The organism is Shewanella carassii, from assembly GCF_019670705.1.
GTDB lineage: Bacteria > Pseudomonadota > Gammaproteobacteria > Enterobacterales > Shewanellaceae > Shewanella > Shewanella carassii.
The window spans coordinates 3450611-3463030 of sequence record NZ_AP024618.1; the positions used below are offsets into that span (position 1 = coordinate 3450611).

General features: G+C 53.3%; 12 protein-coding genes. 3 read left to right on the forward strand and 9 right to left on the reverse strand.

Annotation, left to right across the window (positions count from 1 at the left end; genetic code table 11):
• The first annotated feature begins 278 nt into the window (after positions 1-278).
• Positions 279-1100, forward strand: a complete 822-nt coding sequence (locus K5621_RS15675) for a cytochrome c3 family protein (RefSeq protein ID WP_100142184.1) — start codon at positions 279-281, stop codon at positions 1098-1100.
• 10 nt (positions 1101-1110) lie between these two features.
• Positions 1111-1656, forward strand: a complete 546-nt coding sequence (locus K5621_RS15680; protein WP_100142185.1) for a hypothetical protein — start codon at positions 1111-1113, stop codon at positions 1654-1656.
• Here the strand turns inward: K5621_RS15680 and K5621_RS15685 are convergent.
• The 7 genes from K5621_RS15685 to K5621_RS15715 all read right to left on the reverse strand — a co-directional run bounded on the left by K5621_RS15685 (position 1653) and on the right by K5621_RS15715 (position 8341).
• Positions 1653-2261, reverse strand: coding sequence for a hypothetical protein (locus K5621_RS15685; RefSeq protein WP_221049702.1), 609 nt, complete (start codon positions 2259-2261; stop codon positions 1653-1655). The genes K5621_RS15680 and K5621_RS15685 overlap by 4 nt on opposite strands.
• Positions 2254-3045: a hypothetical protein gene (locus tag K5621_RS15690; RefSeq protein ID WP_100142187.1), complete on the reverse strand. Its 792-nt coding sequence runs from the start codon at positions 3043-3045 to the stop codon at positions 2254-2256. The genes K5621_RS15685 and K5621_RS15690 overlap by 8 nt, the downstream gene beginning before the upstream one ends.
• Before the next feature lie 156 nt (positions 3046-3201).
• A complete protein-coding gene (nhaD, locus tag K5621_RS15695) occupies positions 3202-4656 on the reverse strand; it encodes a sodium:proton antiporter NhaD (protein WP_221049703.1) in 1455 nt (484 codons plus the stop codon).
• Between the two features lie 221 nt (positions 4657-4877).
• A complete protein-coding gene (locus tag K5621_RS15700; RefSeq protein ID WP_100142189.1) occupies positions 4878-5615 on the reverse strand; it encodes a DUF481 domain-containing protein in 738 nt (245 codons plus the stop codon).
• Positions 5616-5767: 152 nt separating this feature from the next.
• Positions 5768-5950 carry a DUF2474 family protein gene (locus tag K5621_RS20130; protein ID WP_240904979.1) on the reverse strand — a complete coding sequence of 61 codons (183 nt, stop codon included), beginning with the start codon at positions 5948-5950 and terminating at the stop codon, positions 5768-5770.
• Positions 5934-6941 (reverse strand): cytochrome d ubiquinol oxidase subunit II, encoded by a 1008-nt coding sequence (gene cydB, locus K5621_RS15710; protein ID WP_221049704.1) that lies wholly within the window; start codon positions 6939-6941, stop codon positions 5934-5936. The genes K5621_RS20130 and cydB overlap by 17 nt, the downstream gene beginning before the upstream one ends.
• Before the next feature lie 2 nt (positions 6942-6943).
• Complete coding sequence (locus tag K5621_RS15715) at positions 6944-8341, reverse strand: cytochrome ubiquinol oxidase subunit I (protein WP_221049705.1); 1398 nt, start codon at positions 8339-8341, stop codon at positions 6944-6946.
• A 141-nt stretch (positions 8342-8482) separates the two neighbouring features.
• On the opposite strand from K5621_RS15715, the gene K5621_RS15720 reads away from it, so the two are divergent.
• Positions 8483-9898, forward strand: coding sequence for an aminotransferase-like domain-containing protein (locus tag K5621_RS15720; protein WP_221049706.1), 1416 nt, complete (start codon positions 8483-8485; stop codon positions 9896-9898).
• 163 nt (positions 9899-10061) lie between these two features.
• Here the strand turns inward: K5621_RS15720 and fba are convergent, their stop codons facing one another.
• Positions 10062-11129: a class II fructose-bisphosphate aldolase gene (gene fba / locus K5621_RS15725; protein ID WP_100142193.1), complete on the reverse strand. Its 1068-nt coding sequence runs from the start codon at positions 11127-11129 to the stop codon at positions 10062-10064.
• A 113-nt stretch (positions 11130-11242) separates the two neighbouring features.
• Positions 11243-12418, reverse strand: coding sequence for a phosphoglycerate kinase (locus tag K5621_RS15730; protein ID WP_100142194.1), 1176 nt, complete (start codon positions 12416-12418; stop codon positions 11243-11245).
• Positions 12419-12420 lie beyond the last annotated feature (2 nt).

Here is a 12420-nt window from a genome sequence, read left to right on the forward strand (position 1 = left end):
GTTCCGGCTGATGAAGTCCGCGAAGATTACAACCAAGATGGCTCTAAACCGCCTTAATTAACATGAATGAAACAAATTTAGTGATACAACTCAAATATTAATCGCAATAAAAGATGCTTAATATAAACCCCAATCTATTTAAATCATCAAAAATACGGTAACAAGAGCACAAATCTTCATGTGTGCTGAATCACACTTTTCACAATCCATCCCCCTATGCTGAAGACAACCGACCAAGTCGGCAAAAAAACAAAGACAACAAACAAAGGGTGATACATATGAGCATCAACAGACGTCAGGCCTTGGGCCAGATCATTGGGATAAGTGCCGCAGCCGCCGGAGCCAGCCTCACGGCCACTTGCGCTTTTGCAGCCACAGATGAGTCAGGAAACTATCGCCTGGCATTAGGAGAAAAACTCAAATATGCCCCATTGGATGCCATGGAAACAGCTAAACTCGCCTATGAAACCGGCGGTGGTTGCATGCATCAGGTATTTCACGCCATGGTAACCAAACTGGCACAATCGACCAGCGTCGATGCCGACAAGTTTGCCACAATTCCAACGGCACTGGCCGGCTATGGTTTTGCCGGGGTCACAGGTCAAGGCACGCTTTGCGGCAACCTCAATGCGGTAGGCATGTTGGTTAATATTCTCGATGACATCAATGGCCAGAATGCTGCCGTCATAGGCTCGCTGTTCCGCTATTACGAGAATACCGAACTGCCGCTGTCCAGTGATGCGTTCGTTGCCGGGATCGGCTCCACCGCCGAAAAGACCGCCCTGGTGGTCAAGTCCTCGGTTGCCAACAGCGTGCTGTGTCACTCCTCCATCAGTAACTGGTCCAAGGCTTCAGGCAAGACCTTCTCCGAAAAAGGTGAACGTTGCTACCGCTTGTCGGCCTCGATTGTCTATCACCTGGTGGAACTCCTGAACCGAGCCCACAAGGGTGAAGACTTAGGCGCCCTGCCTGAGAGTAAACCCAGCGCAGAAGCCCAGAGCTGTCAGAGTTGCCACGGTGCCAGCAGCACCATGGGCCCGGCCGCCAGTGTCAAGACAGACATGGAATGTACTACCTGTCATACCGGACACTTTAATTGAGGACTATCCAATGAAAATCAGCTATCTGAGCCTGCTGCTCGGCTCGGCCCTGCTCCTGGGAGGCTGTGGCAGCGATGATGACAATAACAATGGCGGCGGAGAGGTTACGCCACCGCCACCTCCTCCTCCGGTTGAGACCCCAAGCTTGGATATCGGCGAGGCCAGCAGCATTGAGTTAACCCTCAATAGCTTCAATCCCGATTCGGGAGAAGTTATCTTTGCCTTGCAAAACACCGAAGGCAAAGCGCTCACCAATGCCGCCAAGTATCGCATTACCTACTTTGGTTATCCGGCTGAAGAGCAGGCTTCCACCAAGCCCAAGGCTTGGAAACGTTGGCATGTTACCTATAGCTACAGTTGTGACCCGGCAGCCGAATGCCCAGAGCCACTCAGGGCACTGGATGATGTTGGCAGTTACAGCTTTAGTCCATCAGGGCTGGATTGGGATGCCGATGCCGCCAATGGTGCCGTCAGCCGCTACAAAGTCGCTATCGAGGTTTTCGGGACTGAACTCAGCAATGAAATAACCCTGCTGTCTCCCACGAGCGCCAATTAATCCATTAAGCCGCTGAACCAAGTGTTCAGCGGCGTTTCCGCTTCATTGAACGAAGTCTCTCTCATACGGCAAGCCCATAAATGATCCCCTGGGGTCACCCGTAATAAAGCATAATCAGATAAGACATCCATCTCCAATACATGCAGTTTGATGTCCAAACTGGCGCTTTGTTCGAGCGATTTTTTGATTTGACGCTTCATTCCCAATAAGTAGGAGGGCAATTCATCCTCTGCAACATGTAACCATTCCTGGTGTTTATCCAGATTGATTGAATAACTCATAGAACCGGCTTCAACCCCTTTGAGGGTGCCGCTCAATTCGATATCGACCCAGGATTGCTCAATATGATGATATCCCACTCGGATCAGAGCTCTATTACCCTGGGAGAAGATCCTTAATCTCAGCTTCTTCTCTGCTGAATGGGGATCGGGTAACGATGGGTCTATCAGCGTCGCTTCACAGTTAAAATGGGGATTGAGGTGGTTGGAAATCCGCTTATCGACCCAAAGGATCCCGGTGCCAATAACCGCCAGCAACAAAAGCTGAATAATCCAAATCCGGTGTCGTTGCAGTTGTTGCCACAGCTTGAATATCGGCTCATTCACAATCTAGTGCCTCCTGCAGCCATGCATACTCAGGAGAGCAGGCCGTCATCTGTGCCATCGTCAGTTTATAAGCTTTGATGTGGTCACCATCCATATTTTCACCCCTGGCGATCAGGCTGATGGCTTTGGTTTCATCACACAGAGATACAGTGACGGTACGCCAACGACTATCCGGACAGCGTTTAATCCAAGCCTCTATCCCAGCGGCAAATCCTGCCATGGACGTCAAGGTTTGATGATCACCATAAAAGCGTAAAAACACTTGTTCACCGGATGGATGCGAGACGACCATCACCTTATCGGGGACTTCCAAGTAATTGAGTGGCCCGACTCTGGATGAAATAAACCATAAGGCCAAAATAATGAGAAATAACATCCAACAATAATGACGCCAAAGGGTACGCCCCTTGGGCGAAAGCGGCATAGGCTTGCGAGATGTGATGCGGTTGTGTAGCAAAAAACCTTCTCGATCAATCTGCTCCAAGAGCCCGGCGTGCTCTGGTCCCAGATATTGTTTGATATTTTCTACGGCTTGTTCGAGCAGGAAGACCTGTTCGGGGGGAAGTTTGGCAGCTTGTACCAACTGCATCCGGGACACCACTCGTCCTCGCTGCGCCAGCAGTGTAGTCAGCGTAACCTGTTCCACGAAAGAAAGTGTCCAGCTCTTGTGTGAACCACAGTGTTTGAGCGTGCCTTTATCGGCATCAAACCAACAGCAACCTATCTGCATACTATTGTTCACATAAAGGACAATAAACGCAGTATAAAAGAAAAAAACACCCATCCAGAATAATCCGCATGGGTGTTTATATCCTTTTAACGAGAAGCGTGAACTACTTCTCAGAGCAGAGATTTAGAATTAAAAAACTTAACAAACAATCTCATACAGAAACATCACCAAAGTGCCTACCGGCTTTGTCTCCGTCTGTTCGCCCCCTTGTTAGAAGGTCGAGCTGTTGATCCACAGATGCACTAATATGCTGGCAATGTAACCAAGAGCGATCACCGGAGTCCATTTGAGGTGAGCTCCGAAGGTATATATCCCGCGGGCCTGGCCCATCAGGGCCACCCCGGCAGCACTACCAATAGATAGCAAACTGCCCCCGACACCGGCGGTCAGAGTCACCAGCAACCATTGTCCCAGCGCCATATCCGGATTCATGGTCAATACGGCAAACATCACAGGGATGTTGTCTATGATAGAAGACAGCACTCCAATGGCGATATTGGCATAGGTGGGATCCCACTGGGTGTACATGGCGTGAGACACCATACTCAGATAGCCCATAAAGCCCAAGCCGCCGACACAAAGCACCACGCCGTAGAAGAATAGCAAGGTGTCCCACTCGGCTCTGGCAATACGGCTGAAGACATCGAAGGGCACCACGTTACCTAGTTGCTCCAGACGCTTTTCATCCTGCATCAGGCGCGCCTTCTCCTGCGCTCTTGCCAGTGCTTTCGGGAAATTCTTCCTCAGATAGAAACCAAAACACTGCAGCAATCCAAGGCCTGTCATCATGCCAAGCACAGGCGGCAGCCCCAGCAGTGAATGGGTGCACACTGCCATGGCTATGGTAAACAGGAACAGCAGCACTATCCGCTTGGCGCCCGTCTTGGTGTAGACCTTTTCAACCAAGGCATCAGATTTTTCCCTGGAAATAAACAGGCTCATGATCAGCGCCGGAACCAGGAAATTCACCAGTGAGGGCAGGAACAACTTAAAGAATTCGGAAAAGTGCACCATACCCTTTTGCCATACCATCAGGGTGGTGATATCCCCAAAGGGACTGAAGGCACCACCGGCATTGGCGGCCACCACGATATTAATACAGGAAAGGACGATAAAGCGGCGATTTTCGGCGCCCATTTTCATTACCACGGCGCACATCAGCAACGCGGTGGTCAGGTTATCGGCAACCGGTGAGATGAAGAAGGCCAGGAAACCGGTAAGCCAGAAAATTTGATACAGGCTAAATCCTTTACTGATCATCCAACAACGCAAGGCATCGAACAATCGGCGCTCTTCCATGGCGTTGATATAGGTCATGGCCACCAGCAAAAACAGCAACAGTTCGGCATATTCGAGCAGGTTGTGTTTGAAGGCGGCCTCAGCCACTTCCGACATGCCATTCTGGGTATAGACATAACCTATCATGCCCCAGATAAGACCGGCAGCAACCAGCACAGGTTTGGACTTTCTCAGGTGCAGCTTCTCCTCCCCCATCACCAGCAAATAGGCGATGGCAAACAGAGTCAGAGCCAGGTACCCCACGGTTGAGTCGGTCAGACTCAGGTTGTTTACGGCTTCCGTGCTAGCCAGGACCGCAGGCGAAAACAGTCCGGACAAAATTCCTCCTAAGGCTGCGCAGCCCCCATGCAAACGCATCAACTTCATTTCAATTATCTCTCGGTAGGAAATTAGCTAAAACCTAGCACAAGAAACCGAAGGCAAATCTTGATAAAACGCAAAATTCTGCAATTTAAGTGAGCAAGAACAACCTATAAGCGACAGGTTGAACAAAGGACCGCACAAAAAACAGCAATAAAACAACCATAGATCACAAAAGCGCCCGCAGGCGCTTTTATCTGGTTCACACTTTTTATGTCACGGCTTTTTTAGAAAGAATACAGCAGTGTCATGTTAGTTTCAGTGTCAGTGCTCTTTTTATCATCCAGCGGATCGCTGTTATAACGCACTATCACGGCAAACTTCATCGCCAGCGCACCTATGATATTGGCGGTCAGCGATGTCTCGGAGCGGGCATCTAGCTTGTCGCCATAGTCGGCGATAAACAGTTGACGGAACTTAGAGGTCTTGCTGATCTCCAATTCATAGTTGATCACCCCGTGAGCGACCCAGCTGGCGTCGGAGTTATAGCCCAGAATGGCGCTCTGCTCGCTGTCCAGGCGTTGATACTGATAACCTGGACCTATCTCGGCATCCAGGAAACTCTTGCTGCCCTGAAAAATACGGTAGCCGTAACCGGCTGCACTGTTGAACTTGTAATCATAACCTGTAAAGGGATCGGCTTCGTAACTGGTGTTGGCAAACAGATAGCTGCGCTCATCCAGACGATAGTTACCCTGAACACCACCAAAGTAACGCTTGGCGGTAACTTCTTCAGAGTCTTCCTTATACAGTCCTTCGAGCAGATACTGGTTTTCCCAGTTGCCCAGTTCGTGTTTCATCGCCAGGCGAGCCTTCACCGAAGAGGTTTCAGTGTTACCTGTGGTCAGGGTTGCCCCCAACTCAGCCTCACCGGCAAATGTCTTCTCGCCCTCGACAAAATCAGCCCCAGCGTGAGCAAAGGGCGCGACCAACAGAATGGCTGCAGCGCTAAGCAGTTTTTTCATTCTTGTACATCTCCGTTCAAAGCAATCCCCTAAAAAAACGGGCGCCATAGTAACATCTATGTAGCAAAATGCGAAACAGCTCGCATTTTGTCACAGAAAAGGCCTAAATCCTGACACTAATAACGGGCTTAGCCTCAAAGGGGACGAACAAATCAGGCCTTCAACCCGGCCGCAGACATCAGCAATCGCAACAGCGAAGAGACACTCAGCAAAGAAAGCACACTCAAGCACCAAAGCAGCAGCATCCAGCAGCCTGGACGGCTATCGAGCCAAGCCTTAGCGGGGGCCAACAGCCGGATGGCCCGGCCCCTCAAAGCATTAATGATAGGCATCATCGGCGCTCACCTTGCCGCGGAACACATAATAGGTCCAGCAGGTATAGATCAGAATAATCGGGATAATGAACAGGGCTCCCACCAGCATAAAGCCTTGGCTCTGGGGCGGGGACGAGGCCTGCCAGATGCTGATGCCCGGTGGAATAATGTAGGGCCAGATGCTGATCCCAAGACCGCAGAACCCCAGTAACACCAACAGCAGCGTCATCACAAAGGGTTGGTAAGTATCTTGTTTTTGCAGCCCCAGGTACAGATTCCAGCCCAGCAGCGCCGTCAATAAAGGCACGGGTGACAGGAAGATAAGGTTCGGCAGCGAAAACCAACGCTCGGCGATTTGGGGATGTGCCAAAGGCGTCCAGATACTGACCAGCACTATGGCCACCAGCAAGCCTATGAGCAAAGAGCGGCTCAGCAGAAACATCTGTTGCTGCAGATGCCCCTGAGTCTTCATGATCAGCCAGCTGCTGCCAAGGAGTCCGTAAGCGACCACCAGCCCGACACCGCATAAAAGCGGGAAAGGCGCCAACCAATCGAGCTGCGAGCCGGCAAAGCTGCGCTCTATGACGGGGAAACCGGATATCACAGCCCCCAGCACCACGCCCTGGAAGAAGGTCGCTGCCACAGAGCCGATGGCAAATGCCCTGTCCCAGGCTTTTCTGTGGCCTTCAAACGCCTTGAAGCGAAACTCAAACGCCAAGCCTCGAAAAATAAGCGCCACCAGCATAAAGGTCAGCGGAATCGCCAAGGCATCGATAATTACCGCATAAGCCAGCGGAAAGGCACCGAACAATGCGGCCCCACCCAATACCAGCCAGGTTTCATTGCCGTCCCACACAGGTGCCACTGAGTTCACCATGATATCTTTGTCATCCCTGTCTTCAACCAAGGGCAGCAGTATCCCCACGCCCAAATCGAAGCCATCCATGACTATGTACATCAAAGTAGCGAAAATAATAATCACAAACCAGATAACAGCCAGATCGATACCCATACTCAGCTCTCCTTATGCAGCTCGTCGCTGTGAAACTGTGAAATTCGCCCGACCAACGCCGGGCTTTCGGATAAGGCTTCCTCGACCTTGGGTCCCTGACGGATAAGATTGAGCAGATAGAGATACCCCAAACCAAACACCAGGCTGTAGACCACAAAGAACCCCAGCAGGCTCAGGCTCATATGCAGCTCGCCATGGGCGGAGACCGCATCCTGGGTGCGCATTACCCCATGAATGATCCAGGGTTGCCGCCCCACTTCCGTGGTTATCCAACCGGCCAACAGCGCTATGAGTCCCGATGGTCCCATGCACAGACTGAAGCGCAGAAACCAGCGGCGCTGGTACAGGCCACCACTGCGCCTGAGCCAAAGGCTGACGACACCGAGCAGCAGCATCAACATGCCCAATCCGACCATGACCCGAAATGACCAAAAGACGATAGGGACATTGGGCCTGTCTTCCACGGCAAACTCCTTCAGCGCCGGCACCTGGGCCTGGCTGTCGTGCATCAGGATCAAGCTGGCCAGCGCCGGGATCTTGAGGGCATAGTCAGTGGTTTCTGTCTCCATATTGGGCCAGCCAAACAGGATAAGCGGTGTCGGCTCCCCTGAGCTGTTGTCCCAGTGGCCTTCCATGGCGGCGACTTTAGCCGGTTGATGCTCCAGGGTATTGAGCCCGTGAATATCCCCAAGCAAGGCCTGCAAAGGTGCACAGGCGAGGATCATCCACAGCGCCATGGAGAACATCTTGCGCACCGCCGGGTTGTCGTTGCCTTTAAGCAAGTGCCAGGCGCCCGATGCCGCCACCATCAAGGCGCAGCAGATAAAGGCGGCCACCGCCATATGCGAAAGACGCGGAATAAAGGAAGGGTTGAAGATAACCGCCAACCAGTCTGTCGGTACTACTTGACCGGCTTCAATGACAAAACCCTGCGGCGTGTGCATCCAGCTGTTGGAGGCCAAGATCCAGAACATGGACATTAGGGTGCCGAGGGCGACCATACAGGTGGAGAAGAAGTGCAGCTGATCGCCGACTTTTTTCCAGCCAAACAGCATCACCCCCAGAAATCCGGCTTCGAGGAAGAAGGCGGTCAACACTTCATAGGTCAACAGAGGGCCGGTAATACTGCCGGCAAACTCGGAAAAGCCGCTCCAGTTGGTGCCGAACTGGTAAGCCATCACTAACCCGGAAACCACCCCCATACCAAAGTTGACCGCAAATACCTTGGACCAAAAATGATACAACTGCTTGTATACCGGATTACGCTTTTTGAGCCAAAGCCCTTCCAGTACCGCGAGATAACTTGCCAGGCCAATGGTGATGGCCGGGAAGATAATGTGAAAAGAAACCGTGAAGGCAAACTGTATGCGTGCCATTTCGAGTGCATCCAGTCCAAACATGAACCACCTCAAAGGGTCAATAAACCTGGCTGGCATCTTAAGGACTGAGACAAAACTATAATAGATACAGAAAATACGATTTTATATATAACAGATTGAATAATTGTTATGCTGGGCACTGGCAATAAAGCAGAGTAAACCATGGCCAAATATGAAACCCTGATCCAGCAATTGAGGCAGCAGATACAGAGCGGTGTCTGGCAGGTGGGTGACCGCTTACCTTCACTCAGGGAGCAGACTCAGCAGAGCCAGATGAGTTTGATGACAGTGATGCATGCCTATCAGGTGTTGGAGAGCCAGGGCTGGATAATATCCCGCCCCCGCTCAGGTTACTTTGTCGCCCCGAAAGTGGCTGCCCCCAAGCCTCAAGGTCTGCACCAGTCCAGTGCTGTGACCCGCGCCGAGTCGGTGGATATCAACGCCTTTATCTTTGAGGTGTTGCAGGCCAGTCGCGATCCGGGGATCACGGGGTTTGGCTCCGCCTACCCGGATCCCGGGCTGTCGCCCCACAAACAGTTGAACCGGGCCTTGATTTCAAGCGCCAAGACCCTGGATTCCGCCAGCGCTCTGGACAATCTGCCTCCCGGTAACCCGGCGCTCAGGCATATCATAGCCCAGCGCTACGCGGCGCAGGGAATGAGCATCTCGCCGGATGAAATAGTGATCACCGCAGGGGCACTGGAGGCATTGAACCTGAGCCTGCAGGCGGTCACCCGTCCCGGGGATTGGGTGGTGATAGAAAACCCCGCCTTCTACGGCGCCCTGCAGTCGCTGGAGCGCCTCGGCCTCAAGGCGCTCGCCATTCGCACCCATCCCCAGGAAGGGATAGATCTGCAGTCTCTGGCCCAAGCGCTGCAAACTCACAGGGTCAAGGCCTGCTGGTTGATGACCAACTTTCAAAATCCCCTTGGCTGCAGTATGAGCGATGACAAGAAGCGTCGTTTGCTGAAACTCTTGCAGGAACACGACTGCTTTTTGATTGAAGACGATGTCTACAGTGAACTCTATTTCGGCAAGGAGAAGCCCCTGCCGGCCAAGGCCTTCGACCCGAACAACAGAACCCTGCACTGCGGCTCCTTCTCCAAGTCTCTGGTGGGCGGTTTTCGCGTCGGTTGGGTGGCCGCCGGCAAGATGGCGCTCAGTATTCAAAAACTGCAACTGATGAGCACCCTGGCCACCAGCACCCCGGTGCAATTGGCACTGGCTCATTACCTGTCGACCCGCAGTTATGAGACCCACCTGCGACAATTGAGGCGCACCCTGGAGCAGCGAAAATTCGCCACCTGGCAGGCATTGAAGAACCGCTTACCCGACAGTGTCAGAGTGCATTTTGGCGATGGCGGCTATTTTCTCTGGGTAGAGTTACCCGAGGAGCGGGACACCACAGAGCTCTATCGCCAGGCACTCTGGCAAGGAATAAGCCTGGCGCCGGGACAGATGTTCTCGGCGCACCGGGAGTTCAGCCACTGTTTTCGCATCAACGCCTCACTGCCTGGCGGGCCAAAGTTGGAGCAATCAATCGCCAGCCTAGCCAAGCTTATCAAAAAGGCGTTGTGATGACTCAAGAGCCATCCGGATAACACTCCGCCAACCTCAGCCCTATCACCCAAGTGTGTCGTAACAGCCAAGGCGCAACAACTAGCACCCACCTCAGATTTACACTCTGGAAGCTAAAAGTAAAAAAGCCCGCGAATGCGGGCTTTCAATACAGAGAACGGGATTACAGATTGATCTGTGGGTCCAGTTCGCCGGTCTGATAACGCTTGTACATGGCCTGCAGTGACAGCGGCTTGATCTTGGAGCCCATACCGGCACAACCGAAGGCTTCGTAGCGCACGGTACAGATGTCGGCCATGGCTTCCATGGAGGCCTTGAGGAATTTGCGTGGATCAAACTCAGTTGGGTTTTCGGCCAGGAACTTACGTACCGCACCGGTAGATGCCAGACGCAAATCTGTGTCGATGTTAACCTTACGTACACCGTGCTTGATGCCTTCAACAATCTCTTCCAGCGGCACGCCGTAAGTTTCAGGGATCGCGCCACCATACTGGTTGATGATCTGCAGCCACTCCTGAGGTACAGAAGAAGAGCCGTGCATGACCAGGTGAGTGTTGGGGATACGGGCGTGGATCTCTTTGATGCGGTCGATACGCAGCACATCGCCGGTAGGCTTGCGGCTGAACTTGTAAGCACCGTGGCTGGTACCTATGGCGATGGCCAGGGCATCCACATGAGTGTCGGCCACGAAGCGGGCGGCTTCTTCTGGGCTGGTCAGCATCTGCTCGTGGCTCAGAGTGCCTTCGGCACCGATACCGTCTTCTTCACCGGCCATACCGGTTTCCAGGCTACCCAGACAACCGATTTCACCTTCAACAGAAACACCACAGGCGTGGGCGAACGCCACTGTCTTGCGGGTAACATCGACGTTGTACTCATAAGAGGCAGGAGTCTTGCCGTCAGACATCAAGGAGCCGTCCATCATCACAGAGCTCATGCCGAGCTGGATGGAACGCTGACACACGTCAGGGTGGGTACCGTGATCCTGGTGAATACACACAGGGATATCCGGATACTGCTCGAGGGCCGCAGCCATAAGATACTTGAGGAATTGAGGACGGGCATACTTACGGGCACCGGCTGAAGCCTGCACAATCACAGGGCTGTCAGTGGCTTCGGCGGCCTGCATGATGGCACGCATCTGCTCCAAGTTGTTGACGTTGAACGCCGGGACACCGTATCCATGTTCGGCGGCGTGGTCCAGCATTTGGCGTAGGGAAATAAGGGCCATTTTTTACTCCAGTAATAGGGTGAATTGCTTCACCGAGGTCGCTATCGCTTGGATTTAACTTGATGCTCCCGGCAAAGCCGGGAGCGGTTTCTTTATAATTCTTTTGACTTTGCTCAGTTACCGCGGGCCTTGAGCATGGCCACTGCCGGTAACTCTTTACCTTCGAGGAACTCGAGGAAGGCGCCGCCGCCGGTAGAGATGTATGACACCTTGTCGGCAATGCCGTATTTATCCACGGCGGCAAGAGTATCACCACCACCTGCGATGGAGAAGGCCGGTGACTCGGCGATCGCCTGAGCGATACGCTTGGTGCCTTCGCCGAACTGATCGAACTCGAACACCCCAACAGGGCCGTTCCAGACTATGGTACCGGCTTGTTGCAGGATAGCTGCCAGGGCTTCGGCGCTGTCCGGGCCTATGTCGAAGATCATCTCATCGTCGGCAACCTCGGCCACTGGCTTCAAGGTAGCCACGGCTGCAGGGCTGAACTCCTTGCCAACCACCACATCGGTAGGCACAGGGATATCACCGCCACGGCTCTGGGCATTGGCCACCAGGCGCTTGGCTTCATCGATAAGGTCGGCTTCATAGAGCGACTTGCCCACAGGATGGCCGGCGGCGGCAATAAAGGTGTTGGCGATACCACCACCCACCACCAGTTGATCCACTATGCCGGACAGAGACTCAAGCACTGTCAGCTTGGTCGACACCTTGGATCCACCGACAATCGCCACCAAGGGACGCGCCGGGTTATCCATCGCCTTACCCAGGGCATCCAGCTCTGCCGCCAGCAATGGGCCGGCGCAGGCTATCGGGGCAAACATGCCGACTCCGTGAGTCGAGGCCTGGGCGCGATGAGCGGTACCGAAGGCATCCATCACATAGACATCACACAGGGCTGCCAGCTGCTTAGAAAGCGCCTCGTCGTTTTTCTTCTCACCCTTGTTGAAGCGGACGTTTTCAAACACCACCACTTCGCCTTGGGCAACTTCGACGCCATCCAGATAGTCTTTTTCCAGACGCACCGGGCAGTCCAGCGCCTTGGCCAGATAATCCACCACAGGCTTGAGGGAAAACTCCTCATTGTATTCGCCTTCGGTTGGTCGTCCCAGGTGGGACATCACCATCACGGCGGCCCCTTTTTCCAGTGCCAACTTGATGGTGGGCAGTGACGCCCGCAGACGCGCATCGCTGGTGACGACACCATCGGCCACCGGCACGTTGAGATCTTCACGGATCAGCACGCGCTTACCCTGAAGATCCAGCTCTGACATCTTGATAATTGCCATTT